Raw genomic sequence first — 26456 nt, forward strand, 5'->3', positions numbered from 1 at the left:
TTGGCAATGCGATATGAACTTACCCGGATCGATCCGGATGCGGTCAATGACCAGTATCCGATCGGCCAGCGGGAGACCGTTTCCGATCCCCTGCTAGCGGACGAGATCCACAAGAACATCTTCATGGGCAAGCTGGAAGACGTCCTGCACAAGGCCGTCAACTGGGGGCGCAAGAACTCTCTGTGGCCGTACAACTTCGGCCTGTCCTGCTGCTACGTGGAGATGACCACCGCGTTCACCGCACCCCATGACATCGCCCGCTTCGGCGCCGAGGTGATCCGCGCCTCACCGCGCCAGGCCGACTTCATGGTGGTGGCCGGCACCTGCTTCATCAAGATGGCCCCGGTCATCCAGCGCCTGTACGAGCAGATGCTGGAGCCCAAGTGGGTGATTTCCATGGGTGCATGCGCCAACTCTGGCGGCATGTACGACATCTACTCGGTCGTCCAGGGGGTGGACAAGTTCCTTCCCGTCGACGTCTATGTTCCCGGTTGTCCGCCCCGCCCCGAGGCGTTCCTGCAGGCGCTGATGCTCCTCCAGGACTCCATCGGCGAGGAGCGTCGTCCGCTGTCCTGGGTGGTTGGCGACCAGGGCGTCTACCGTGCCGACATGCCGGCGCAGCGCGACGTACGCCGTGAACAGCGCATCCAGGTGACCAACCTGCGCAGCCCCGACGAAGTGTGAGCCCCTGCCCGCCAGACGCGGGCGCGCCCATCCGTTGACCGAGCGATCGAGAATCATGACTGCAGACACCGCTCTGGCCATCCCGCCGTACCAGGCCGATGACCAGGATATCGTCGTTGAACTCCAGGCGCGCTTTGGCGCCGACACCTTTACTCTCCAGCCCACCCGCACCGGCATGCCCGTGCTGTGGGTGCCGCGCGCGCGCCTGATCGAGGTGCTGAGCTTCCTGCGCCAGGTGAGCAAGCCCTACGTGATGCTCTACGACCTGCACGGCGTCGACGAGCGCCTGCGCACCCAGCGCCGCGGCCTGCCCGCCGCCGATTTCAGCGTGTTCTACCACCTGCTGTCGATCGAGCGGAACAGCGACGTGATGATCAAGGTCGCCCTGCGCGAAGGCGACCTCAATGTGCCGACCGCCACCGGCATCTGGCCCAACGCCAACTGGTACGAGCGCGAGGTCTGGGACCTCTACGGCATCACCTTCGCCGGCCACCCGCACCTGACTCGCCTGCTGATGCCGCCGACCTGGGAAGGTCATCCGCTGCGCAAGGACTACCCGGCGCGCGCCACCGAGTTCGATCCGTTCAGCCTGTCCGCCGCCAAGCAGGACCTCGAGCAGGAAGCCCTGCGCTTCAAGCCGGAGGACTGGGGCATGAAGCGCGGCAGCGAGCACGAGGACTACATGTTCCTCAACCTCGGCCCCAACCACCCGTCCGCCCACGGCGCCTTCCGCATCATCCTGCAGCTGGACGGCGAGGAGATCGTCGACTGCGTGCCGGAGATCGGCTACCACCACCGCGGCGCCGAGAAGATGGCCGAGCGGCAGAGCTGGCACAGTTTCATCCCCTACACCGACCGCATCGACTACCTCGGCGGGGTGATGAACAACCTGCCCTACGTGCTGGCGGTCGAGAAGCTCGCCGGCATCAAGGTGCCCGACCGGGTCGATTTCATCCGCGTGATGCTCGCCGAGTTCTTCCGCATCACCAGCCACCTGCTGTTCCTCGGCACCTACATCCAGGACGTCGGTGCCATGACGCCGGTGTTCTTCACCTTCACCGACCGCCAGCGCGCCTACCAGGTTATCGAGGCGATCACCGGCTTCCGCCTGCACCCGGCCTGGTACCGCATCGGCGGCGTCGCCCACGACCTGCCGCGCGGCTGGGACCGCCTGGTCAAGGAGTTCGTCGACTGGCTGCCCAAGCGCCTCGACGAGTACGAGAAGGCCGCGCTGAAGAACAGCATCCTGATCGGCCGCACCAAGGGCGTGGCCCAATACAACACCAAGGAAGCGCTGGAGTGGGGCGTCACCGGCGCCGGCCTGCGCGCCACCGGTCTCGACTTCGACCTGCGCAAGGCGCGGCCGTACTCCGGCTACGAGAACTTCGAGTTCGAGGTGCCGCTGGCCCACAGCGGCGACGCCTACGACCGCTGCCTGGTGCGCGTGGAGGAGATGCGTCAGAGCATCCGCATCATCGACCAGTGCCTGCGCAACATGCCGGAAGGCCCGTACAAGGCCGACCACCCGCTGACCACGCCGCCGCCGAAGGAACGCACGCTGCAGCACATCGAGACCCTGATCACCCACTTCCTGCAGGTGTCCTGGGGCCCGGTGATGCCGGCCAACGAGAGCTTCCAGATGATCGAGGCGACCAAGGGCATCAACAGCTACTACCTGACCAGCGACGGCAGCACCATGAGCTACCGCACGCGGATCCGCACCCCCAGCTTCGCCCACCTGCAGCAGATCCCCGCGGTGATCCGCGGCAGCATGGTGCCGGACCTGATTGCCTATCTGGGCAGTATCGACTTCGTGATGGCTGACGTGGACCGCTGATATGAGCCAGACCCCTGTTTCTTCGCAGAACCTGATCCAGACCGACCGTTTCGCCCTCAGCGAGACCGAGCGCTCGGCCATCGAGCACGAGATGCACCACTACGAGGACCCGCGCGCCGCAAGTATCGAAGCGCTGAAGATCGTCCAGAAGCAGCGCGGCTGGGTGCCGGACGGCGCCATCCACGCCATCGCCGCGGTGCTCGGCATCCCGGCCAGCGACGTCGAGGGCGTGGCCACCTTCTATAGCCAGATCTTCCGCCAGCCGGTCGGTCGCCACATCATCCGCGTCTGCGACAGCATGACCTGCTTCATCGGCGGCCACGAGTCGGTGCTCGGCGCCATCCAGCAGCAGCTCAGTATCGCTCCCGGCCAGACCAGCAGCGATGGCCGCTTCACCCTGCTGCCGGTGTGCTGTCTGGGCAACTGCGACAAGGCCCCGGCGCTGATGATCGACGACGACACCTTCGGCAACGTCAGCGCCGCTGCCGTCGGCCAACTGCTGGAGGCGTACCCATGACCGCCAAGACCCTCACCTCCGTCGGCCCGGCCAACCGCATCGCCCGCACGCCGGAAAGCCACCCGCTGACCTGGCGCCTGCGCGACGACGCCCAGCCGGTGTGGCTCGACGAGTACCAGCGCAAGGACGGCTACAGCGCCGCGCGCAAGGCGCTCAGGGACATGGCCGAGGCCGAGATCGTCCACGAGGTCAAGGAATCCGGGCTCAAGGGCCGCGGCGGCGCCGGCTTCCCCACCGGGGTGAAGTGGAGCCTGATGCCGGCCGACGAGTCGATCAAGACCCGCTACCTGCTGTGCAACGCGGACGAGATGGAGCCCAACACCTGGAAGGACCGCATGCTGATGGAGCAGCAGCCGCACCTGCTGATCGAGGGCATGCTGATCAGCGCGCGGGCGCTCAAGGCCTACCGCGGCTACATCTTCCTGCGCGGCGAGTACGTCGACGCCGCCGCCAACCTCAACCGCGCCATCGAGGAAGCCAAGGCCGCCGGCCTGCTCGGCAAGAACATCCTCGGCTCGGGCTTCGACTTCGAGCTGTTCGTGCATACCGGCGCCGGGCGCTACATCTGCGGCGAGGAAACCGCGCTGATCAACTCGCTGGAAGGTCGCCGCGCCAACCCGCGGGCCAAGCCGCCGTTCCCCGCCGCGGTCGGCGTGTGGGGCAAGCCGACCTGCGTCAACAACGTCGAGTCGCTGTGCAACGTGCCGGCGATCATCAACAACGGCGTCAAGTGGTACCACTCGCTGGCCCGCGCCGGCAGCACCGACCACGGCACCAAGCTGATGGGCTTCTCCGGCAAGGTGAAGAATCCCGGCCTGTGGGAGCTGCCGTTCGGCATCAGCGCCGCCGAGCTGTTCGAGGACTATGCCGGCGGCATGCAGGACGGCTACCAACTCAAGTGCTGGCAGCCCGGCGGGGCCGGCACCGGCTTCCTGCTCCCCGAGCACCTGTCGGCGCAGATGCACAGCGCCGGCATCGCACACGTCGGCACCCGCATGGGCACCGGCCTGGCCCTGGCCATCGACCACACCGTCAACATGGTGTCGCTGCTGCGCAACATGGAGGAGTTCTTCGCCCGCGAGTCGTGCGGCTGGTGCACCCCGTGCCGCGACGGCCTGCCGTGGAGCGTGAAGACCCTGCGTGCGCTGGAGCGCGGCCAGGGCAGCGCAGAGGACATCGAGATCCTCCTCGGCCTGGTCGACTTCCTCGGCCCGGGCAAGACCTTCTGCGCCCACGCACCGGGTGCGGTGGAGCCGCTGGGCAGTGCGATCAAGTACTTTCGCGCCGAGTTCGAGGCCGGCGTGGCGCCGGGCAGTGCGCCGCGCAGCGACGCGGTACAGATGGCCGGCGCCTGAGGCGCCGGCAAAGAATGCAAGCCGGCAGGCGGGACGTTGCGACGCGCAATGTGCGCCAGCGCATTTCCCCGCCCCGGCATCGCGCGCCAGAAGGCGCGCGGCACCACGGAATTCCATTAGCCAGTCCGCGCGAGCGGGCAAAGAAGAAACCTGAACCATGGCCACTATCCACGTAGACGGCAAGTCGTTCGAAGTCGATGGCGCAGACAACCTGTTGCAGGCCTGTCTGTCCCTCGGCCTCGACATTCCCTACTTCTGCTGGCACCCGGCGCTGGGCAGCGTCGGCGCCTGCCGCCAGTGTGCGGTGAAGCAGTACAACGACGAGAACGACACCCGCGGGCGCATCGTCATGTCCTGCATGACGCCCGCCACCGACAAGTCCTGGATCTCCATCGACGACGAGGAAGCCAGGCGCTTTCGCGAAAGCGTCGTCGAATGGCTGATGACCAACCATCCGCACGACTGCCCGGTGTGCGAGGAAGGCGGTCACTGCCACCTGCAGGACATGACGGTGATGACCGGCCACAACAAGCGCCGCTACCGCTTCACCAAGCGTACCCACCAGAACCAGGATCTCGGCCCGTTCATCGCCCACGAGATGAACCGCTGCATCGCCTGCTACCGCTGCGTGCGCTACTACAAGGACTACGCCGGCGGCGAAGATCTGGGCGTCTACGGTGCCCACGACAACGTCTACTTCGGCCGCGTCGAGGATGGCGTGCTGGAGAGCGAGTTCTCCGGCAACCTGGTCGAGGTCTGCCCGACCGGCGTGTTCACCGACAAGACCCACTCCGAGCGCTACAACCGCAAGTGGGACATGCAGTTCGCCCCGAGCATCTGCCAGCAGTGCAGCGTCGGCTGCAACACCAGCCCCGGCGAGCGCTACGGCGAGCTGCGGCGCATCGAGAACCGCTTCAACGGCTCGGTGAACCACTACTTCCTCTGCGACCGCGGCCGCTTCGGCTACGGCTACGTCAACCGCACCGACCGTCCGCGCCAGCCGCTGCTCGCCAATGGCCAGCAGGGCAGCGCCAAGCTCGGCATCGACGCCGCGCTGGATAAGGCCGCCGAACTGCTCAAGGGTCGCCAGGTGATCGGCATCGGCTCGCCGCGCGCCAGCCTGGAAAGCAACTTCGCCCTGCGCGAACTGGTCGGCGCCGCGAACTTCTACAGCGGCATCGCCGCGAGCGAGCTGGAAAACCTGCGCCTGATCCGCCAGCTGCTGGACAACGGCCCGCTGCCGACCCCGTCGCTGCGCGAGCTGGAAGAGTTCGACGCGGTGTTCGTGCTCGGCGAGGACCTCACCCAGACCGCGCCGCGCATCGCCCTGGCCCTGCGCCAGGCGACCAAGGGCAAGGCCACCGAGATCGCCGCCGCGGCGAAGATCCCCGAGTGGCACCAGCTGGCGGTGCAGAACGTCGCCCAGAAGGCGCTGAATCCGCTGTTCATCGCCAGCGTCACCGCCACCCGCCTCGATGACGTCGCCGAGGAATGCGTGCACGCCGCCCCGGACGACCTGGCCCGCCTCGGCTGCGCCGTGGCCCACGCCATCGACCCGAGCGCCCCGGCAGTGGCCGGCCTCGACGCCGAAGCCGCCGCCCTCGCCGCGCGCATCGCCGCCGCCCTGCTGGCCGGCCAGCGTCCGCTGATCGTCGCCGGCGCCTCGCTGGGCTCCCAGGCACTGATCGAGGCGGCCGGCAACATCGCCAAGGCGCTGAAGAACCGCGAGAAGAATGCCGGCATCAGTCTGGTCGTCGCCGAAGCCAACAGCCTGGGCCTGGCCCTGCTGGGTGGCGAGTCGATGGACGCCGCGCTGGACGCCCTGATTTCCGGTCAGGCCGATGCCGTGCTGGTGCTGGAGAACGATCTCTACCGCCGCGCCGCCGCCGACAAGGTGGACGCCGCACTGGCGAAGGCCAAGGTGCTGATCGTCGCCGATCACCAGCACACCGCCACCAGCGCCCGCGCCGATCTGGTGCTGCCGGCCGCCAGCTTCGCCGAAGGCGACGGCACCCTGGTCAGCCAGGAAGGCCGCGCCCAGCGCTTCTTCCAGGTGTTCGAGCCGAGCTACTACGACGCCGAGATCCTGGTGCGCGAGGGCTGGCGCTGGCTGCACGCGCTGCACAGCACCCTGCAGGGCCAGCAAGTCGACTGGACCCAGCTCGATCAGGTCACCGCCGCCTGCGCCGCCGTGCAGCCGGAGCTAGCCGGCATCGTCGACGCCGCGCCGACCGCCGCCTTCCGCATCAAGGGCCTCAAGCTGGCCCGCGAACCGCTGCGCTACAGCGGCCGCACCTCGATGCGCGCCAACCTCAGCGTGCACGAGCCGCGCCAGCCGCAGGACCCGGACAGCGCCTTCGCCTTCTCCATGGAAGGCTACTCCGGCAGCGTCGAAGACCGGCAGCAGATCCCCTTCGCCTGGTCGCCGGGCTGGAACTCGCCGCAAGCCTGGAACAAGTTCCAGGACGAGGTCGGCGGCCACCTGCGCGCCGGCGACCCGGGCGTGCGCCTGTTCGACGCCCCGGCCGATCGCCTCGACTGGTTCGCCGTGCCGGCCGCCACGCTCGGCGCCGTCGGCCGCTGGCAGGTGGTCGCCCTGCACCACCTGTTCGGCAGCGACGAGACCTCGTCGCGCGCCGCGCCGCTGCAGAAACGCATCCAGGCCGCCTACGCAGCCCTCGGCAGCGACGCCGCCGCGCGCCTGAATCTCAAGGACGGCGCCCTGCTCAGCCTGAAGGTCGGCGGTCGCGAGCTGCGCCTGCCGCTCAAGGTGATCGACGAGCTGGCCGACGGCCTGCTCGGCCTGCCCGCCGGCTTCGACGGCATCCCGCCGCTGGTCGGCGACCTGTTCGCCGAAGCCCTGCAGGAGGTGGCGCAATGAGCTGGTTCACACCGGAAGTGATCGCCGTGATCGTCGGCGTGCTCAAGGCCATCGTCATCCTCCTCGCCGTGGTGGTCTGCGGCGCCCTGCTCAGCTTCGTCGAGCGCCGCCTGCTCGCCCTCTGGCAGGACCGCTACGGTCCCAACCGGGTCGGCCCGTTCGGCATGTTCCAGATCGCCGCCGACATGCTGAAGATGTTCTTCAAGGAGGACTGGACGCCGCCGTTCGCCGACCGGCTGATCTTCACCCTGGCGCCGGTCGTGGCCATGAGTGCGCTGCTGATCGCCTTCGCGGTGATCCCGATCACCGAGACCTGGGGCGTCGCCGACCTCAACATCGGCCTGCTGTTCTTCTTCGCCATGGCCGGCCTGACCGTCTACGCGGTGCTGTTCGCCGGCTGGTCGAGCAACAACAAGTTCGCCCTGCTCGGCGCCCTGCGCGCCTCGGCGCAGACGCTGTCCTACGAGGTGTTCCTCGGCCTGTCGCTGATGGGCATCGTCGCCCAGGTCGGCTCGTTCAACATGCGCGACATCGTCGACTACCAGGCGCAGAACCTGTGGTTCATCATTCCGCAGTTCCTCGGCTTCTGCACCTTCTTCATCGCCGGTGTGGCGGTGACCCACCGCCACCCGTTCGACCAGCCGGAGGCCGAGCAGGAGCTGGCCGACGGCTATCACATCGAGTACGCGGGGATGAAGTGGGGCATGTTCTTCGTCGGCGAGTACATCGGCATCGTGCTGATCTCGGCGCTGCTGGTGACCCTGTTCTTCGGCGGCTGGCACGGCCCGTTCGGCATCCTGCCGCAGCTGTCGTTCGTCTGGTTCGCCCTGAAGACCTGCTTCTTCATCATGCTGTTCATCCTGCTGCGCGCCTCCATCCCGCGCCCGCGCTATGACCAGATGATGTCCTTCGGCTGGAAGTTCTGCCTGCCGCTGACCCTGCTCAACCTGCTGGTGACCGGCGCCCTGGTGCTGGCTGCCCAGTAAGGAGAAACACCCATGTTCAAATACATCGGCGAGGTGCTGCACGGCACCTGGACCCAGCTGCGCAGCCTGGTGATGGTGTTCTCCCACGCCTTCCGCAAGCGCGACACCCTGCAGTACCCCGAGGAACCCGTATACCTGCCGCCGCGCTACCGCGGACGCATCGTACTGACCCGCGACCCCGACGGCGAGGAGCGCTGCGTGGCCTGCAACCTGTGCGCGGTGGCCTGCCCGGTCGGCTGCATTTCGCTGCAGAAGGCCGAGAAGGACGACGGCCGCTGGTATCCGGAGTTCTTCCGCATCAACTTCTCGCGCTGCATCTTCTGCGGCATGTGCGAGGAAGCCTGCCCGACCACCGCGATCCAGCTCACCCCGGACTTCGAGATGGCCGAGTACAAGCGCCAGGACCTGGTCTACGAGAAGGAAGACCTGTTGATCTCGGGGCCGGGCAAGAACCCGGACTACAACTTCTACCGCGTCGCCGGCATGGCCATCGCCGGCAAGCCGAAAGGCGCCGCGCAGGACGAGGCCGAGCCGATCAACGTGAAAGGCCTGCTGCCTTAAAGGACGGAAAAAATGGAATTCGCCTTCTATTTCGCCGCCGGAGTGGCCGTGGCAGCCACCCTGCGGGTGATCACCCACACCAACCCGGTGCATGCCCTGCTCTACCTGGTGGTCTCGCTGCTCGCCGTGTCGATGACCTTCTTCGCCCTCGGCGCGCCCTTCGCCGGCGTGCTGGAGATCATTGTCTACGCCGGCGCCATCATGGTGCTGTTCGTGTTCGTGGTGATGATGCTCAACCTCGGCCCGGCCACCGCCGACCAGGAACGCCAGTGGCTGAAACCCGGCGTGTGGATCGGCCCCGGCCTGCTCTCGGGCGCGCTGCTGGCCCTGCTGCTGTACGTGCTGCTGGGCAACCCCGGCGACGCGGGCATCGGCCTGCAGACCGTCGACGCCAAGGCCGTCGGCACCCAGCTGTACGGTCCCTACCTGCTGGCGGTGGAGCTGGCCTCCATGCTGCTGCTGGCAGCGCTGGTCGCCGCCTACCACCTCGGCCGCCACGAAGCCAAGGAGCCCACCGCATGAATGCGATTCCCATGGAGCACGGCCTGGCTCTGGCCGCCGTGCTGTTCAGCCTCGGCCTGGTCGGCCTGATGGTGCGGCGCAACATCCTGTTCGTGCTGATGAGCCTGGAAGTGATGATGAACGCCTGCGCGCTGGCCTTCGTGGTCGCCGGCAGCCGCTGGATCCAGGCTGACGGCCAGATCCTGTTCATTCTGGTGATCACCCTGGCCGCCGCCGAGGCCAGTATCGGCCTGGCGATCCTGCTGCAGCTGTATCGCCGCTTCAATACCCTCGATATCGACGCTGCCAGCGAGATGCGCGGATGAACCTACTATTTCTCACCTGTCTGTTTCCGCTGCTCGGCTGGCTGCTGCTGGCCTTCTCCCGCGGCCGTCTGTCCGAGAACCTGGCCGCGCTGATCGGCGTCGGCTCGGTGGGCCTGTCGGCGCTGACCGCCGCCTGGATCATCTGGCAGTTCAACGTCGCGCCGCCGGAGGGCGGCGTGTACACCCAGCTGCTGTGGCAGTGGATGAACGTCGCCGGCTTCGCGCCGAGCTTCACCCTGTATCTGGACGGCCTGTCGCTGACCATGCTCGGCGTGGTCACCGGCGTGGGCTTTCTGATCCACCTGTTCGCCAGCTGGTACATGCGCGGCGAGGAGGGCTACTCGCGCTTCTTCGCCTACACCAACCTGTTCATCGCCAGCATGCTGTTCCTGGTGCTGGGCGACAACCTGCTGTTCCTCTACTTCGGTTGGGAAGGCGTGGGTCTGTGCTCGTACCTGCTGATCGGCTTCTACTTCAAGCACGTGCCCAACGGCAACGCCGCGCTCAAGGCCTTCATCGTCACCCGCATCGGCGACGTATTCATGGCCATCGGCCTGTTCATCCTGCTGCTGAATCTGGGCACGCTGAACATCCAGGAGCTGCTGGTGCTGGCGCCGCAGAAGTACGTCGCCGGCGACACCTGGCTGTGGCTGGCCACCCTGATGCTGCTCGGTGGCGCGGTCGGCAAGTCCGCCCAGCTGCCGCTGCAGACCTGGCTGGCCGACGCCATGGCCGGCCCGACCCCGGTCTCGGCGCTGATCCACGCGGCGACCATGGTCACCGCCGGCGTGTACCTGATCGCCCGCACCCACGGCCTGTTCCTGCTGACCCCGGAAATCCTCGAGCTGGTCGGCATCGTCGGCGGCGTGACCCTGGTGCTGGCCGGCTTCGCCGCGCTGGTGCAGACCGACATCAAGCGCATCCTCGCCTACTCGACCATGAGCCAGATCGGCTACATGTTCCTCGCCCTCGGCGTGGGCGCCTGGGACGCGGCGATCTTCCACCTGATGACCCATGCCTTCTTCAAGGCCCTGCTGTTCCTCGCCTCCGGCAGCGTGATCCACGCCTGCCACCACGAGCAGAACATCTTCAGGATGGGCGGCCTGTGGAAGAAGCTGCCGCTGGCCTACGCCAGCTTCATCGTCGGCGGCGCGGCGCTGGCCGCCCTGCCGCTGATCACCGCCGGCTTCTACTCCAAGGACGAGATCCTCTGGGAAGCCTTTGCCAGCGGTCACAGCGGCCTGCTCTACGCCGGCCTGGCGGGTGCCTTCCTGACCTCGATCTACACCTTCCGGCTGATCTTCATCGCCTTCCACGGCGAGGCGAAGACTGCGGCGCATGCCGGCCACGGCCTCGCCCACAACCTGCCGCTGGGCGTGCTGATCGTGCTGTCCACCGTGGTCGGCGCACTGATCACCCCGCCGCTGGCCGGTGTGCTGCCGGAAAGCGTCGGCCATGCCGGCGGCGATGCCAAGCACAGCCTGGAGCTGGCCTCCGGGGTCATCGCCATCGCCGGCATCGTACTGGCCGCGCTGCTGTTCCTCGGCCAGCGCCGCTTCGCAACCGCGGTGGCGCAGAGCGCGCCGGGGCGTTTCCTGTCGGCCTGGTGGTTCGCCGCCTGGGGCTTCGACTGGCTGTACGACAAGCTGTTCGTGCGCCCCTACCTGCTGATCTGCCGCCTGCTCGGCCACGACCCCATCGACATCAGTATCGGCCTGCTGCCGCTGCTCGCCCGCGGCGGCCATCTCGCCCTGCGCCAGAGCCAGACCGGCAACCTGCGCTGGTACGCCACCTCCATCGTCGGCGGGGCCGTGCTCGTGCTCGCCACCCTCCTGCTTCTGAATTAAGGAAAACGGCCCGTCATGATTCTGCCCTGGCTAATCCTGATTCCCTTCATCGGCGGCCTGCTCTGCTGGCAGGGCGAGCGCTTCGGCGCCGTCCTGACCCGCTGGATCGCCCTGCTGAGCATGACCCTGCTGCTCGGCCTCGGCCTGTGGCTGTGGGGCTCCGCCGACTTCAGCCTGGCGCCCGCGCCGGGCGCCGCACCGGCCTGGGCCTACGAGTTCCAGACCCCGTGGATCGCGCGCTTCGGCATCAGCATCCATCTGGCCCTGGACGGCCTGTCGGTGCTGATGGTGGTGCTCACCGGCCTGCTCGGCGTGCTCTCGGTGGTCTGCTCGTGGAACGAGATCCAGAAGCGCGTCGGCTTCTTCCACCTCAACCTGCTGTGGATCCTCAGTGGCGTGGTCGGCGTGTTCCTCGCCGTCGACCTGTTCCTGTTCTTCTTCTTCTGGGAAGTGATGCTGGTGCCGATGTACTTCCTCATCGCGCTCTGGGGTCACAGCGGCAGCACCGGCAAGAGCCGCATCAACGCGGCCACCAAGTTCTTCATCTACACCCAGGCCAGCGGCCTGATCATGCTGGTGGCGATCCTCGCCCTGGTGTTCGTCCACTTCGAACAGAGCGGCGTGCTGACCTTCAACTACGCCGACCTGCTGCAGACCGAACTGGCGCCGGGCACCGAGTACCTGCTGATGCTCGGCTTCTTCATCGCCTTCGCGGTGAAGTTCCCGGTGGTGCCGGTGCACTCCTGGCTGCCGGACGCCCACGCCCAAGCGCCGACCGCCGGCTCCGTGGACCTGGCCGGCATCCTGCTGAAGACCGCCGCGTACGGCATGATTCGCTTCTGCCTGCCGCTGTTCCCCAACGCCTCGGCGGAGTTCGCGCCGATCGCCATGGGCCTCGGCGTGTTCGCCATCGTCTACGGCGCCCTGGCGGCCTTCGCGCAGACCGACATCAAGCGCCTGATCGCCTACTCCAGCGTGTCGCACATGGGCTTCATCCTGATCGCCATCTACTCCGGCAGCCTGCTGGCGCTGCAGGGCGCGGTGGTGCAGATGCTCGCCCACGGCCTGTCCGCCGCCGCGCTGTTCATCCTCAGCGGCCAGCTCTACGAGCGCCTGCACACCCGTGACTTCCGTGCCATGGGCGGCCTGTGGGGGCGCATGCCGTGGCTGCCGGCGATCAGCCTGTTCTTCGCCGCCGCGGCGCTGGGCCTGCCCGGCACCGGCAACTTCGTCGGCGAGATCCTCGTCCTGCTCGGCACCTTCCAGAGCCAGCCGTGGATCGCCGTGCTGGCCACCAGCGGCCTGGTGCTGGGCTCGGTGTACGCCCTGTGCATGATCCACCGCGCCTACTTCGGCCCGGCCAAGGCCGACAGCGCCCTGACCGGCCTGGACTCCCGCGAGCTGGCCATGGTGCTGGGCTTGGCGGTGCTGCTAATCCTGCTCGGCGTCTATCCGCAGCCGGTGCTCGACACCTCGGCCGCCAGCATGCAGGGCGTGCAGCAATGGCTGGGCGCTGCCCTCTCCCAACTTGAATCGGCCCGGTAAGTAGCGCTATGGAATTCACCACTCAACACCTGACCGCCCTGCTGCCGCTGCTGGTCACCGGCGCCACCGCGGTGGTCGTCATGCTGGCGATCGCCTGGAAGCGCCACCACGGGCAGACCTTCCTGCTCTCGGTGCTCGGCCTCAATCTGGCCCTGCTGGCGATCATCCCGGCCCTCGGCGTGACGCCGCTGGAAGTCACCCCGCTGCTGCGCATCGACAGCTTCGCCGCCTACTACAGCGCGCTGATCATCGCCGCGACCCTGGCCTGCCTGACCCTGACCCACGCCTATCTGGGCGGCGCGTCGGGCAAGGGCTATCCGGGCAACCGCGAGGAGCTGTACCTGCTGATGCTGCTGGCCTGTGCCGGCGGCATCGTGCTGGTCAGCGCCCAGCACCTGGCCGGCCTGTTCATCGGCCTGGAACTGCTGTCGGTGCCGACCTACGGACTGATCGCCTACGCCTTCTTCAACCGCCGCTCGCTGGAAGCCGGCATCAAGTACATGGTGCTCTCCGCCGCAGGCAGCGCCTTCCTGTTGTTCGGCATGGCCCTGCTGTACGCCGAGTCCGGCAGCCTGAGCTTCGCCGCCATCGGCGCCTCGCTGGCCGCCGGCGCGCCGGCCCAGCTGGTGCAGATCGGCGTCGGCATGATGCTGGTCGGCCTGGCCTTCAAGCTGTCGCTGGTGCCCTTCCACCTGTGGACCCCTGACGTCTACGAAGGCGCCCCGGCGCCGGTGGCGGCGTTCCTTGCCACCGCCAGCAAGGTCGCCGTGTTCGCCGTGCTGCTGCGCCTGTACCAGATCTCGCCGGCCTTCGCCGACGGCTGGCCGGGGCATCTGCTGAGCCTGCTGGCGGTCGCCTCGATCCTGGTCGGCAACCTGCTGGCGCTGCTGCAGAACAACCTCAAGCGCCTGCTCGGCTACTCGTCGATCGCCCACTTCGGCTACCTGCTGATTGCGCTGATCGCCAGCAAGGGCATCGCCAGCGAGGCCATCGGCGTCTACCTGTTCACCTACGTGCTGACCAGCCTGGGCGCCTTCGGGGTGATCACCCTGATGTCGACGCCCTACCAGGGCCGCGACTGCGACGCGCTGTTCGAGTATCGCGGCCTGTTCTGGCGCCGTCCGTACCTGACCGCGGTGCTGGCCACCATGATGCTGTCGCTGGCCGGCATTCCGCTGACCGCCGGCTTCATCGGCAAGTTCTACGTGGTCGCCGCCGGCGTCGAAAGCCAGCAGTGGTGGCTGCTCGGCGCACTGATCCTCGGCAGCGCCATCGCGGTGTTCTACTACCTGCGGGTGATGGTCACCCTGTTCCTCGTCGAACCCAGCCTGCAGCGCCGCGACGCGCCGCTGCACTGGGCCCAGCGTGCCGGCGGCATCATGCTGCTGGTGGTGGCCGGCCTGACCCTGCTGCTCGGCGTGTATCCGCAGCCGCTGCTGGCGGTGGCGCAGAACGTCGGCTTCTGAGGCATAACTCAGGCAAACAAAAAGCCGGTCGGGGCAACCCGACCGGCTTTTTGTTCTGCTGTCTCTGTAGCGCGTGTTATGCCGCTACGCGGCTAACCTACCCTGCGGCTCTCGCAGTCAGTTCGCTGCCTGCGGCCAGGCCAGGATCGGAATGGCGGTGACCGAGTTCTGCGGGCTGCCTTCGATGATGCGGTCGCTGTAGACCATGTACACCAGCGTGTTGCGCTTCTGGTCGAAGAACCGCACCACCTGCATGCTCTTGAACACCAGCGAGGTGCGTTCCTTGAACACCTCCTCGCCGTCTTCCAGCTGCTCGCGGAAGCGGATCGGGCCGACCTGGCGGCAGGCGATCGACGCCTCGGCGCGGTCCTCGGCCAGGCCCAGGCCGCCCTTGATGCCGCCGGTCTTGGCCCGTGACAAGTAGCAGGTCACCCCGTCTACCTTGGGATCGTCGAACGCCTCGACGACGATCTTGTGGTTGGGGCCGAGCAGCTTGAACACGGTGGACACTTCGCCGATGGTCTCGGCCTGGGCAGCGCCGGCGACCAGCGCCAGGGCGGCAGCCAGCGGCTTGAGCAGCTTGCGCATGGTCATCCTCATACCAGTACCAGGTTGTCGCGGTGCACCAGCTCCGGCTCGTCGATGTAGCCGAGCTCCTGCTCGATAGCTTCGGTACTCAGGCCGATGATCCGCTGGGCATCGGCGGCGCTGTAGTTGACCAGGCCGCGAGCCACCTCGCGGCCGTCCGGGCCGAGGCAGACCACCATCTCGCCTCGGCGGAAGTTGCCGTCCACCGCGGTGACGCCGACCGGCAGCAGGCTCTTGCGCTGCTCGAGCAGGGCGCGCACGGCGCCGGCATCCAGCTCCAGGCTGCCGCGGGTCTGCAGGTGGCCGGCCAGCCACTGCTTGCGCGCGGCATGCCGGCCGCGCTCGGGGGTCAGCAGGGTGCCGAGGCGCTCGCCGCCCTTGAGGCGATCGAGCACGCGCTCGATGCGCCCGCCAATGATGATGGTGTTGGCCCCGGAACGGGCGGCCAGACGCGCCGCGCGCAGCTTGGTCTGCATGCCGCCGCGGCCCAGCGCGCCGCCGGTGCCGCCGGCCACGGCGTCGAGCGCCGGATCGTCGGCACGCGCTTCGAAGATCAGCTGGGCATCGGGATTGTGCCGCGGGTCGGCGTCGAACATGCCGTCGCGGTCGGTGAGGATCACCAGCAGGTCGGCTTCCACCAGGTTGGCCACCAGCGCGGCCAGGGTGTCGTTGTCGCCGAAGCGGATCTCGTCGGTGACCACCGTGTCGTTCTCGTTGATCACCGGAATCACGCCGAGATCGACCAGGGTACGCAGGGTGCTACGGGCATTGAGGTAACGCTTGCGGTCGGAGAGATCGTCGTGGGTCAGCAGCACCTGGGCGGTCTGCAGCTGGTGCTCGGCGAAGCTCGACTCCCAAGCCTGGATCAGGCCCATCTGGCCCACCGCGGCAGCGGCCTGCAGCTGGTGAATTGTACTCGGCCGGGCATTCCAGCCCAGCCGGCTCATCCCTGCCGCCACCGCCCCGGAGGACACCAGCACCAGCTCCACGCCGGCCCGGCGCAGCGCCACCATCTGTTCGACCCACACCGCCATGGCGTCGCGGTCGAGGCCACGGCCGTCGGCGGTCAGCAGCGCACTGCCAATCTTCACCACCCAGCGACGGGCCTTGCTCACCTTCTCACGCATGTTCTGCAACCTTGCAATCAGGCTTGATCCGGGGCCGCCGGGCGGCCCCGCCTCACACGGACGTCAGCGGACGTAGAAGATTTCCGGCCCGTCGCCGTCGTCCTCGTCGTCGAAGTCATCCTCATCGTCTTCCACCGCCTCGGCGCTCTTGACCCCGGCACGGCGCAGCGCGCGGGCATCGTCGAGCTCCTGCAGGCGGGCACGCGCCTCGTCCTCGATCTGCTGGTCCAGCGCGGCGACGGCCTCCGCGAACGCCGGTTCCTCGGCAATCCGCTGGGTGCGCTCGTCGATGTAGTTCATGATGTCGCCGCACAGCTTGTCGGTACCTTCGCGCTCCAGCGCGGAGATCACGTAGACCGGGCCCTTCCAGTCCAGGCGCGCGATCACCTCGCGCATGCGCTCTTCGCGCTCGTCGTCGAGCAGCTGGTCGGCCTTGTTGAGCACCAGCCAGCGGTCGCGCTGGGTCAACGCCGGGCTGAAGCGGCCCAGTTCGTTGATGATCGCCGCGGCGGCTTCGGCCGGATCGGACTCGTCCAGCGGCGCCATGTCGACGAGGTGCAGCAGCAGGCGGGTACGCGCCAGGTGCTTGAGGAAGCGGATGCCCAAGCCAGCGCCTTCGGCAGCGCCTTCGATCAGGCCGGGAATGTCGGCGATCACGAAGCTCTTCAGGCGGCCTACGCTGACCACGCCGAGATTCGGCACCAGGGTGGTGAACGGGTAGTCGGCGACCTTCGGTTTAGCGGCGGACACCGCGCGGATCAGGGTGCTCTTGCCGGCATTGGGCATGCCCAGCAGGCCGACGTCGGCCAGCACCTTGAGCTCCAGCTTGAGATCGCGCGCCTCGCCCGGCTTGCCGTGGCTGGTCTGCCGCGGTGCGCGGTTGGTGCTCGACTTGAAGCGGGTGTTGCCCAGGCCGTGCCAGCCGCCATGGGCCACCAGCAGACGCTGCCCGGACTTGGTCAGGTCGCCGATGATTTCCTGGGTGCCGGCATCGATCACCGTGGTGCCGACCGGCACCGGCAGGGTCATGTCTTCACCCTTGCTCCCGGTGCAATCCTTGCTGCCACCGTTCTGCCCGCGCTGGGCATTGAAACGGCGGGTGTAGCGGTAATCCACCAGGGTGTTGAGGTTGCTGTCGGCTTCGAGCCAGATCGAGCCGCCGTCACCGCCGTCGCCGCCATCCGGACCACCATTGGGCACGAATTTTTCGCGGCGAAAACTCATGCAGCCGTTGCCACCGTCACCGGCCTGCACATGGATGGACACTTCATCGACGAATTTCATGGGTAACGCCTCCCGCCCTGGGCGGGTTATTAGAGCAAGGGATGTACAAACAAAAAAGCCCTGTCAGCAGACAGGGCTCTTTCAGCAAGCACGTGATCAGTTGGCCACGATGCTCACGTATTTGCGACCGAAGGCACCCTTGGTCTCGAACTTCACCACGCCGTTCACCTTGGCGAACAGGGTGTGGTCCTTGCCCATGCCGACGCCGACACCGGCGTGGAACTTGGTGCCGCGCTGACGCACGAGGATGTTGCCGGCTACTGCAGCCTGGCTGCCGTACATCTTCACGCCAAGGCGTTTAGCTTCTGAGTCGCGGCCGTTGCGGGTAGAACCGCCAGCTTTTTTGTGTGCCATGAGTCAATATCTCCAGAAAAAGGGATCAGGCCTGAATGCCGGTGATCTTGATTTCAGTGAACCACTGACGGTGGCCCTGACGCTTCATGTGGTGCTTGCGGCGACGGAACTTGATGATGGTCACCTTGTCGTGACGGCCTTGGGCGATCACTTCGGCGGTGACTTTGGCACCAGCCACAACCGGCGCGCCGATCTGCACGTCATCGCCATTGGCGACCAGCAGAACCTTGTCGAAAGCAACGCTTTCGCCGGTGGCTACGTCGAGCTTTTCAATCTTGAGGTATTCGCCTTCAGCGACTTTGTACTGCTTGCCGCCGGTAACAATTACTGCGTACATGGAATGTCTCCGTTAGACCTGCTCACCTGGCGCTTTAGTGAAGGAGTTATTGGCCAGCATGGCTGCATGACGCTGGAACAAGGTCGTCGATGCAATTGCGTAAGGCAGGGAGTGCCAGGGAAGTTCGGGCCGAGGATTGTACGCAAAGCCGCGCGAGCAGGCAAGTGCGCCCCCGGCTCGCCTTGACAGTGCCAGACCCGCCACCTAGCATGCCGCGCAACCTCAGAGGAGCCGTGACAGCTGATGCAACCCCAGGCCTTTTACCGCGTGGTGGCGGACGATTTCACCGCCGTCGACGGCATCATCCGCCGCCAACTCGCCTCGCGCGTTCCCCTGGTGGAGAAGATCGGCGACTACATCACCTCCGCCGGCGGCAAGCGCCTGCGCCCGCTGCTGGTCCTCCTCGCTGGCAATGCCCTCGCTGCCCGCGGCGAGCGCCTCAACCTGCTGGCTGCCACCATCGAGTTCCTGCACACCGCCACCCTGCTGCATGACGACGTGGTCGACAAGTCCGGCATGCGCCGCGGCCGCTCCACCGCCAACGCCCTGTGGGGCAACGCGCCCAGCGTGCTGGTCGGCGACTTCCTCTATGCACGCTCCTTCGAGATGCTGGTCGAACTCGGTGAGCTGCCGGTGATGCAGGTGCTGGCCAACGCCACCCGGGTGATCGCCGAGGGCGAGGTGCTGCAGCTGTCGAAGATCCGCGACGCCAGCACCACCGAAGAGATCTATATGGAGGTCATCCGCGGCAAGACCGCGATGCTGTTCGAGGCCTCCACCCACAGCGCCGCCCTGCTGGCCGGCGCCAGCGCCGCCCAGGCCGAAGCCCTGCGCAGCTTCGGCGACGCCCTGGGCATCGCCTTCCAGCTGGTCGACGACCTGCTCGACTACCGCGGCGACGCCGCCACCCTGGGCAAGAACGTCGGCGACGACCTGGCCGAGGGCAAGCCCACCCTGCCGCTGATCTACGCCATGCGCGAAGGTACCCCGGAACAAGCCGCGCTGGTGCGCCAGGCCATCCAGCAGGGCGGCATCGAGAATCTCGACGCCATCCTCGCCGCCGTGGAAGCCTCCGGCGCCCTCGACTACACAGCCCGCCAGGCTCGCGAGCACGCCGCCCGCGCCATCGCCTGCCTGGACGCCCTGCCGGCCAGCGAGTACCGCGATGCGCTGGTGGAGCTGACCGAGTTCGCCGTCGCCCGCACCCACTAAGTTTTTCCCGAACAGCAAAACGCCCGTCCGGCCTGGCCGCGACGGGCGTTTTCGTTTCCCGCGCCCCCAGGGCGCGGGAAAACGCGTATTACAGGATGTCCAGCAGCTCGACGTCGAATACCAGCACGCTGTGCGCCGGGATGCTGCCGACGGACTGGGCACCGTAGGCCAGCTCGCTCGGCACGTGCAGGCGCCACTTGCTGCCGGCGTTCATCAGCTGCAGGGCCTCGACCCAGCCCGGGATCACGCCGCCGACCGGGAACTCCGCCGGCTGGCCACGCTCGTAGGAGCTGTCGAACACGGTGCCGTCGATCAGGGTGCCGTGGTAGTGGGTGCGCACCTGGTCCTCGGCGCTCGGCTTGGCGCCTTCGCCCGCCACCAGCACTTCGAACTGCAGGCCGGAGGCCAGCACGGTGACGCCTTCGCGCTTGGCGTTTTCGACCAGGTAGTCGCGCCCGGCCTGGGCAGCCTGCTCGGCCTTGGCGGCCTGCTCCGCCTGCATGCGCTCGCGGATCACTTGGAAGCTGGCGTTCATCGCCTCGTCCGGCACGCGGCTGTCGGCGTTGTTGTAGGCGTCAGACAGACCGGCGAGGATGGCTTCCAGGCTGGCGCCGGGCGGCGGGTTGTCACGCAGCTGACCACCGAGCTGGCGGCCGATGCCGTAGCTGACGCGGGCTTCGTCGGTGGAAAGGTCGAGTTGGGACATGGGAACTCCACTGAGGCGGAAAAAATGGCCGGCCAGACTAGCACAGGCACCGCCCGGCCGGGGCCGCCAAGGCCGGCCTCTGCAGGATCCAGCCTGCTGGCGATCAGGCGGCAGGTTTAAAGCGGAGCATCGCGAGCAAGCTCGCCCCTGCAGTCAGCGTGCGCCGGCCCGCCCGCGCCGGCAGCGCTCCGAGCAGTAGCGCACCTCGTCCCAGCAGCGCGCCCACTTCCTGCGCCAGGCGAACGGCAGGCCGCACACCGCGCAGTGTTTCACCGGCAGATCGGCCTTCTTCCTCACAACGCCTCCCCGGCATCCAGCCGCGCCAGCAGCGCCTCGCCGCGCCGCCACAGCGCCTGGCGTTTCGCCTCGTCCATGCGCGCCAGGTTCTTGTAGACCATGCCCATCCGCGGATTGCCCTTCAGCCGCTCGCGGTGGCGAAGCAGGAAGTGCCAGTACAGCGCGTTGAACGGGCAGGCGTCCTCCGTGGCGCTTTCGCTCACCTTGTACGCGCAGCCCTGGCAGTAGTCCGACATGCGCTTGATGTACTGGCCGCTGGCACAGTAGGGCTTGGAGCCCAGGTAGCCGCCGTCGGCGTGTAGCACCATGCCCAGCACGTTGGGCAGTTCCACCCAGTCGAAGGCGTCCATGTATACCGCCAGATACCAGTCGCACAGCGCCGGCGGCGCGATTCCGGCGAGCAGGGCGAAGTTGCCGGTGACCATCAGCCGCTGGATGTGGTGGGCGTAGGCATGCTCGAGGGTCTGGCCGATGGCCTGACGCATGCAGTTCATCCGCGTCTGCCCGCTCCAGTAGAACGCCGGCAGCGCCCGCGTGTTGCCGAAGGCGTTGCGTTGCGCGTAGTCGGGCATCTGCAGCCAGTAGATGCCACGCACGTACTCGCGCCAGCCGATCAGCTGGCGGATGAAGCCCTCGGCGGAGTTCAGCGCCACCCGCCCCTCGCGGTAGGCCGTCTCCACGTCGGCGCACAACCGGCGCACGTCGAGCAGGCCGACGTTGAGTGCGGCGCTGATCCGCGCATGGAACAGGAACGGCTCGCCGCTGGCCATGGCGTCCTGGTAGTCGCCGAAGGCGGCCAGACCGAAATCGAGGAAGTGCTGCCACAGCGCCTGCGCCTCGGCATGGGTCACCGGGTAGTCGAAGCCGTCGAGGCGCCCGTAGTGGTGGGCGAAGCGCTCGGCCACCAGCGCCAGCACCTCGTGGGTGATGGCGTCCGGGGCGAAGCGCACCGCCAGCGGGCCGCGCAGCCCCTTGGGCAGCGCCTTGCGGTTGTCGGCGTCGAAGTTCCAGGCGCCGCCCTCGGGCGTGCCGTCCGGGTGCAGCAGCAGGCCGCTCTGGCGGCGCATCTCGCGATAGAAGAACTCCATGCGCAGCTGCTTCCTGCCGCGCGCCCAGCGGGCGAACTCGGCCCGCGAGCAGAGAAAGCGTCGGTCGGCGTGCCAGACAATCGGCAGGCCGCTGGCCTTGAGCGCCTGCTCGACCCGCCAGTCGCCGGCCTCGGTGACATGGATGCTCTCGGGCCGATGCCGGGCGGCGCAACGCGCCAGCTCGCCGGCCAGCGAGCCGCTGTTGTCCGGATCGTCGAGGGTCACGTAGTCCACCGCCACGCCGCGCTCGCGCAGCGCCTGGGCGAAGTGGCGCATGGCGCTGAACAGGAAGGCGAGCTTCTGCGGATGGTGCGGCACATGACCGGCCTCCTCGGCCACCTCGGCGAGCAGCACGCGGTCGCGCAGCGGGTCGAGGCCGTCCAGCGCGGCCAGGTCGAAGCACAACTGATCGCCGAGGACCAGGCGCAGGGCGCCAATACTCATGATCCGTCACTCACAGCTCGACGCTCTCCGTCTCGGGATGCCGGCGCAGGTGCAGGCGCCGACACAGCCTCCGTCACCACTGCGAACGCATGCCGATCGGCACGCGCAACGGTTCGCGACGCCCCTCGGCCAGGCCGCACATCTCGTCGTAGGGCGAGTGGTGGACCAGGTGGAACGGCAGCAGTGGCACCTCCTGCAGCAGATCGCGGGCGTGCTCCACCGAGCGCAGGTGCCAGACGCGCCCGTGCTCGTCGACCAGGCTGTGCGGGCGGCCGTCCATCTGCGCCTCGAGGACGTAGATGCCGCCCTCCAGGGAGATCAGGTCGAGGCCGTCGATGCGACCGGCAAGGGCGTGGGAGGAAAGGTCGTGCAGGTTCATGGCAATCACCTCGGCCGCCAATCTATACAAACAATGCAGCAGGTACAGTATTTGTACAATATCAATCCTCCGCAAGGCGAAAACGCCACCGCCCGTCTGCCGGAGGCAAGACGGGCGGTGCAAGACAACGCGGGGTGCGGGATCAGTGCTTGGTCAGCTTGTCCACATAGGCCATGGCAAAGGCCGAGGCAACGAAGGTCATGTGGATGATCACGTACCACATCAATTTGTCGTTGGGGATCTTCTGCGCGTCCATGAACATGCGCAGTAGGTGGATCGAGGAGATCGCCACGATCGAGGCGGCCACCTTCATCTTCAGCGAGCCGGAATCCATCTTGCCCAGCCAGTCGAGCTTCTCCTTGCCCTCGTCGATGTCGAGCTGGGAGACGAAGTTCTCGTAGCCGGAAATCATCACCATCACCAGCAGGCCGCCGACCAGCGCCATGTCGATCAGGGACAGCAGCACCAGGATCAGCTCGGCCTCGGCCAGTTCGAACACATGGGGCAGGACATGGAAGATTTCCTGGAAGAACTTTAGGGCCAACGCCAGCAGGGCCAGCGACAGCCCGAGATAGATCGGCGCCAGCAGCCAGCGCGAGGCATACATGGTGTTTTCGATGAATCGTTCCATGAGAGAGGCACAGCAGTGAACAAGGGGGCACCCAGTATAGCGGGCACACCTCTACTCCGGCAGCTGCAGCTGCCGGACAACCTGTGGATAACTGTGTGGACGAAACCTGAATGAATGGCGCCAGAACGCTGCACTCCTGGCACAGGCGCAGCCATGCAGACGATGGCGGCGCCGATGCAGGGTCATGACAGCAGACTGAAGCCCCGCGGTGGATGACCACGCCCGGCGTTCTGCCGGCGCAGCTCCGCCTGCAGATGCAGACACCAGATCGACGGTTCGTCGACCGGCCGGTAGCCCTGGCACTGCAGGTTCTCGATGATCTCCTCGAGCACTCCTTCGGCCTCGGCAGGCCCGTGGAACGGGCCTTGCGCCTTGATCGCCGAAGGCTGGGTGGCGCTCAGACCGGCGGCACACAGCAGTGTCCACAAGCCCTGCTCACCAGCCAGCGGGCGGATGGCACACTCGATGCGAGTGACGATTCCCGGACTCTGCCGGGTCAGACAGAATTGACGCAACATGGCCACGCTCCTCGCAGGGACCTGTATTGATCCTAGTCCTGTGGCGGCCATCTGGAAAGGCGCCGGTTATCCCCGCGTTCTGTGGATAACCTTGTGCATGGCGCGGGGGCAGATCAACCGGACGGCCATGGCATGCCGCCCGCGGCTGACTGGACAAAAAATCGCCAGCCGCACACGGCATGCCCTCCCCTCCGTCGAACCGCCCGACGCCGGGCTCAGCGCCGCAGGCGGCGGGCCTTGCGGGCTGGCCGGTCCGACTCGACAGCAGCCGCGGTGGCCGCGGCCTTGTCCGCCTTGTCCGCGCCCTCCTCCTCGTCGTCCTCGTCGTCGCTGTCGATCTCGGCAATCTCGCGCAGGCGCTCGACCACCCGCGCATTCACGCTTCCCTCGGGGAACACGCCGCACTCGTCGGCGGCGCCGGCCGGCTCGCCAACCAGCAGGCTCAGCGCCTCGTCCACCGTGCGCACGGCGTAGACGTTGAACAACCCGGTACGTACCGCCTGGATCACCCGCTCGTCGAGCATCAGGTTGCAGATATTGGCGTGGGGGATGATCACCCCCTGCTCGCCGGACAGACCGCGCGCCTCGCAGAGGCGGAAGAAGCCCTCGATCTTCTCGTTGACCCCACCGACCGCCTGTACCTCGCCGAACTGGTTGATCGAGCCGGTGATGGCGAAGCACTGCTTGAGCGGGGTGCGCGACAGCGCCGAGATCAGCGTGCACACCTCGCCGAGCGAGGCGCTGTCGCCGTCGACGTAGCCGTAGGACTGCTCGAGGGCGATGCTCGCCGAGATCTCCAGTGGGAACTCCTGGGCATAGCGGCTGCCCAGGTAGCCGGTGAGGATCATCACCCCCTTGGAGTGGATCGGCTGGCCGAGGCTGACCTCGCGCTCGATGTCGACGATCCCCGAGCTGCCCGGATAGACGGTGGCGGAAATCCGCGCCGGCACGCCGAACGCCGAGTCGCCGACCTCCAGCACGGTCAGGCCGTTGCACTTGCCCATCGCCGCGCCGGCGGTATCGATGAGGATCACCCCGGCCAGCATGTCGTCGAGGATGCGCGCCGACACCCGGCCGGTGCGGGTGGCCTTGGCCTTCAGCGCACGCTCGATGTGGCCGATGTCGGTCAGCGCGGCGCCGGCCAGCTGGCGCATGAAGTCGGCCTCGCTGACCAGCTGGAACAGGTCGCCGATGCGTGCCGACAGACGCCCCTGGTGCTCGGCTAGACGGGCGCTGTAGGTCGCCAGACGCGCCACGGCGTCGTTGGTCAGCGGCGCCATGCCCTCCTCGGAGGTGCGCGTCTTCAGCAGCTGGGCGAACTGCTCGAGGCTGTCCTCGCTAAGGGCGATGTCCTCCTCGAAGTCGGCCAGCACGCGGAACATCTCCTGGAAGTCCGGGTCCAGCTCCTGCAGCGCGTAGTAGATCTGTCGCGCGCCGACGATCACCACCTTGACCTGCAGCGGCAGCACCTGCGGGGTCAGGGTGACGGTGGCCAGGCGGCCCAGTTCGGCCAGCGGCGACTCCATCTTCAGCTGGCGCGAGTGCAGGGCGCGCTTGAGCGCATCCCAGACGAACGGCTCGGACAGCAGCTTCTCCGCCTCGAGAATCAGGAAGCCGCCGTTGGCGCGGTGCAGCGCGCCCGGGCGCAGCTGGCGGTAGCTGGTGTACAGCGCGCCCTGGTCGGAGCTGTACTCGATGCGGCCGAACAGGTTGTCGTAGGTCGGGTGCGACTCGAACACCACTGGCGCACCGCCATCGTGGGCATGGCCGACCACCAGACTGGGGCTGTAATACTCCACCAGGCCCTGGCGTTTCTGCGCATCCGGGCGGGTGTCCTCGACCAGTTGGTCGACCACGGTCTTCAGCAGGTTGACCTGCATGCCCTGCAGCCAGGCACAGACTCCGGCATTTTCCGCGTACTTCTGCGACAGCGGCGCCAGCAACGGCTCCAGAGCCAGGGTGATGGTTTCCTCGTTGAGCTGGCGCAGCTGGTTGCTCGACTCGCGCTTCCACTGCGGCAGGCCGACCAGCTCCTCGTTGAGGCTCTCCTCGAGGCTGGCGATGTCGTCGTGGAAGCGCTCGCGTTCGGCCTCCGGCAGCTGGGCGAAGTCCGCCTCGTCCAGCGCCTTGCCGTCCTTCATCGGCGTGAAGGCGATGTTGGTGCTGTCGCGATACAGGGCGACGTCCTTCTCCAGCGCCAGCTTCTCGATCACGTCCAGGGCACGGTCGTAACGCTGGTTGAAAGCGCGGTCGATGGCACTCTTCTTCTGCTGGAAGGTCGGCGTCTCGAATACCGCCGGAAAGGTCGCCAGCAGGTTGTCGATCAGCTGATCGACGTCGGCCATCAGCGTCTGCGCACTGCCGGAAGTCAGCTCCAGGGCGCGCGGCTCGCGCGGCTCGTCGAAATTGTTGACGTACAGCCAGTCGCTCGGGGTGGCCTGGCGCTTGGCCTCGGCCTTGAGATAGCGGCGCACGAAGGAGAAGCGCCCGGTGCCCGGCTCGCCCATGACGAACACGTTGTAACCGGGGCGCGGCATGGCCACGCCGAACTGCAGGGCGGCGACCGCGCGCTCCTGGCCGAGCACGCCGCGAAACGGCTCCAGCTCGTCGGTACTGGCGAAAGTCAGGAGTTCGGGGCTGAACTGGCTGCCGAGCTGTTCGGGCTGCAGGCGAAGGGATTGTTGGAAGTCGGCCATCAAGGGGTTCCGCAAAGGTGACAGGCGTGCGCGGCAGGCTGGGCGCCGCGCTGCTGCGGCCCGGGCACGCCACTGTCGACAGTGGCGCGCCCGGGCCGGACTGCAGCCGATTGTTGACCCATCGCCCCCGATTGACAAGGATCGGCCGGGGGCGGCGTGATGCGCCGCCGCAAACACCGGCGACGCCCAGCCGCCCCGCGCCACAACGACGCATTCGTCGCGCGGTGGTTGGCCGCCGTCGCCCGGCGCGCGACACTCGAGAGTGTGTGCACGCCGCCGCAGGAGCCGC

Annotated in this window: 25 protein-coding genes; 13 read left to right on the plus strand and 12 right to left on the minus strand. The window is 67.4% G+C overall.

Annotation, left to right across the window (positions count from 1 at the left end):
• Positions 1–6: 6 nt before the first annotated feature.
• The 12 genes from BMZ19_RS06275 (at position 7) to nuoN (ending at position 14506) form a co-directional block, all read left to right on the plus strand.
• Complete coding sequence (locus BMZ19_RS06275; RefSeq protein WP_090308522.1) at positions 7–684, plus strand: NuoB/complex I 20 kDa subunit family protein; 678 nt, start codon at positions 7–9, stop codon at positions 682–684.
• A gap of 55 nt (positions 685–739) precedes the next feature.
• Complete coding sequence (gene nuoC, locus BMZ19_RS06280; RefSeq protein ID WP_090308525.1) at positions 740–2521, plus strand: NADH-quinone oxidoreductase subunit C/D; 1782 nt, start codon at positions 740–742, stop codon at positions 2519–2521.
• 1 nt (position 2522) lies between these two features.
• Entirely contained in the window at positions 2523–3038 is a 516-nt protein-coding gene (nuoE, locus tag BMZ19_RS06285) for an NADH-quinone oxidoreductase subunit NuoE (protein ID WP_090308528.1), read from the plus strand.
• A complete protein-coding gene (gene nuoF / locus BMZ19_RS06290) occupies positions 3035–4393 on the plus strand; it encodes an NADH-quinone oxidoreductase subunit NuoF (RefSeq protein WP_090308530.1) in 1359 nt (452 codons plus the stop codon). Before nuoE ends, nuoF begins: the two co-directional genes overlap by 4 nt.
• A gap of 157 nt (positions 4394–4550) precedes the next feature.
• Positions 4551–7274 carry an NADH-quinone oxidoreductase subunit NuoG gene (gene nuoG / locus BMZ19_RS06295; RefSeq protein ID WP_090308533.1) on the plus strand — a complete coding sequence of 908 codons (2724 nt, stop codon included), beginning with the start codon at positions 4551–4553 and terminating at the stop codon, positions 7272–7274.
• The gene (nuoH, locus tag BMZ19_RS06300) at positions 7271–8260 is read left to right on the plus strand and encodes an NADH-quinone oxidoreductase subunit NuoH (RefSeq protein WP_090308536.1); all 990 of its coding nucleotides are present in this window, start codon (positions 7271–7273) and stop codon (positions 8258–8260) included. The genes nuoG and nuoH overlap by 4 nt, the downstream gene beginning before the upstream one ends.
• 12 nt (positions 8261–8272) lie before the next feature.
• Entirely contained in the window at positions 8273–8821 is a 549-nt protein-coding gene (gene nuoI / locus BMZ19_RS06305) for an NADH-quinone oxidoreductase subunit NuoI (RefSeq protein WP_090308538.1), read from the plus strand.
• Between the two features lie 12 nt (positions 8822–8833).
• A complete protein-coding gene (nuoJ, locus tag BMZ19_RS06310) occupies positions 8834–9343 on the plus strand; it encodes an NADH-quinone oxidoreductase subunit J (RefSeq protein WP_090308541.1) in 510 nt (169 codons plus the stop codon).
• Entirely contained in the window at positions 9340–9648 is a 309-nt protein-coding gene (nuoK, locus tag BMZ19_RS06315) for an NADH-quinone oxidoreductase subunit NuoK (protein ID WP_090308544.1), read from the plus strand. Before nuoJ ends, nuoK begins: the two co-directional genes overlap by 4 nt.
• Positions 9645–11495: an NADH-quinone oxidoreductase subunit L gene (gene nuoL, locus BMZ19_RS06320; RefSeq protein ID WP_090308546.1), complete on the plus strand. Its 1851-nt coding sequence runs from the start codon at positions 9645–9647 to the stop codon at positions 11493–11495. Before nuoK ends, nuoL begins: the two co-directional genes overlap by 4 nt.
• 15 nt (positions 11496–11510) lie before the next feature.
• Positions 11511–13040, plus strand: a complete 1530-nt coding sequence (gene nuoM / locus BMZ19_RS06325; RefSeq protein WP_090308549.1) for an NADH-quinone oxidoreductase subunit M — start codon at positions 11511–11513, stop codon at positions 13038–13040.
• 8 nt (positions 13041–13048) lie between these two features.
• The gene (gene nuoN / locus BMZ19_RS06330; RefSeq protein WP_090308552.1) at positions 13049–14506 is read left to right on the plus strand and encodes an NADH-quinone oxidoreductase subunit NuoN; all 1458 of its coding nucleotides are present in this window, start codon (positions 13049–13051) and stop codon (positions 14504–14506) included.
• A 117-nt stretch (positions 14507–14623) separates the two neighbouring features.
• Here nuoN and BMZ19_RS06335 read toward each other — a convergent pair whose 3' ends face one another.
• The 5 genes from BMZ19_RS06335 to rplU form a co-directional block, all read right to left on the minus strand.
• Complete coding sequence (locus tag BMZ19_RS06335; RefSeq protein WP_090309162.1) at positions 14624–15094, minus strand: CreA family protein; 471 nt, start codon at positions 15092–15094, stop codon at positions 14624–14626.
• Positions 15095–15102: 8 nt separating this feature from the next.
• Entirely contained in the window at positions 15103–16221 is a 1119-nt protein-coding gene (gene proB / locus BMZ19_RS06340; protein WP_090308555.1) for a glutamate 5-kinase, read from the minus strand.
• A 63-nt stretch (positions 16222–16284) separates the two neighbouring features.
• Positions 16285–17505: an Obg family GTPase CgtA gene (gene cgtA, locus BMZ19_RS06345; protein ID WP_090308558.1), complete on the minus strand. Its 1221-nt coding sequence runs from the start codon at positions 17503–17505 to the stop codon at positions 16285–16287.
• Between the two features lie 96 nt (positions 17506–17601).
• On the minus strand, positions 17602–17859 hold the full coding sequence (gene rpmA, locus BMZ19_RS06350; RefSeq protein ID WP_090308561.1) for a 50S ribosomal protein L27: 258 nt from the start codon (positions 17857–17859) through the stop codon (positions 17602–17604).
• Between the two features lie 25 nt (positions 17860–17884).
• Positions 17885–18196, minus strand: coding sequence for a 50S ribosomal protein L21 (rplU, locus tag BMZ19_RS06355; RefSeq protein WP_090308563.1), 312 nt, complete (start codon positions 18194–18196; stop codon positions 17885–17887).
• Positions 18197–18439: 243 nt separating this feature from the next.
• Between rplU and BMZ19_RS06360 the strand changes: the two genes are divergently transcribed.
• Positions 18440–19408: a polyprenyl synthetase family protein gene (locus BMZ19_RS06360; protein ID WP_090308566.1), complete on the plus strand. Its 969-nt coding sequence runs from the start codon at positions 18440–18442 to the stop codon at positions 19406–19408.
• 88 nt (positions 19409–19496) lie between these two features.
• On the opposite strand, the gene bamJ is transcribed toward BMZ19_RS06360, so the two are convergent.
• The 7 genes from bamJ to BMZ19_RS06395 form a co-directional block, all read right to left on the minus strand.
• A complete protein-coding gene (gene bamJ / locus BMZ19_RS06365; protein WP_090308568.1) occupies positions 19497–20114 on the minus strand; it encodes a BamJ family beta-barrel-assembly machinery protein in 618 nt (205 codons plus the stop codon).
• Between the two features lie 153 nt (positions 20115–20267).
• Complete coding sequence (locus tag BMZ19_RS06370) at positions 20268–20411, minus strand: DUF2256 domain-containing protein (RefSeq protein ID WP_090308570.1); 144 nt, start codon at positions 20409–20411, stop codon at positions 20268–20270.
• Positions 20408–21943 carry a cryptochrome/photolyase family protein gene (locus BMZ19_RS06375; RefSeq protein WP_090308573.1) on the minus strand — a complete coding sequence of 512 codons (1536 nt, stop codon included), beginning with the start codon at positions 21941–21943 and terminating at the stop codon, positions 20408–20410. The genes BMZ19_RS06370 and BMZ19_RS06375 overlap by 4 nt, the downstream gene beginning before the upstream one ends.
• 73 nt (positions 21944–22016) lie before the next feature.
• Positions 22017–22322: a DUF6482 family protein gene (locus BMZ19_RS06380; protein WP_090308576.1), complete on the minus strand. Its 306-nt coding sequence runs from the start codon at positions 22320–22322 to the stop codon at positions 22017–22019.
• A 142-nt stretch (positions 22323–22464) separates the two neighbouring features.
• Positions 22465–22953, minus strand: a complete 489-nt coding sequence (locus tag BMZ19_RS06385; RefSeq protein ID WP_090308579.1) for a TIGR00645 family protein — start codon at positions 22951–22953, stop codon at positions 22465–22467.
• 182 nt (positions 22954–23135) lie between these two features.
• The gene (locus BMZ19_RS06390; protein WP_090308582.1) at positions 23136–23471 is read right to left on the minus strand and encodes a PA4575 family protein; all 336 of its coding nucleotides are present in this window, start codon (positions 23469–23471) and stop codon (positions 23136–23138) included.
• A gap of 215 nt (positions 23472–23686) precedes the next feature.
• A complete protein-coding gene (locus tag BMZ19_RS06395; RefSeq protein ID WP_090308584.1) occupies positions 23687–26167 on the minus strand; it encodes a Lon protease family protein in 2481 nt (826 codons plus the stop codon).
• Positions 26168–26456 lie beyond the last annotated feature (289 nt).

This window comes from Pseudomonas linyingensis (assembly GCF_900109175.1).
GTDB classification, from domain to species: Bacteria; Pseudomonadota; Gammaproteobacteria; order Pseudomonadales; family Pseudomonadaceae; genus Geopseudomonas; species Geopseudomonas linyingensis.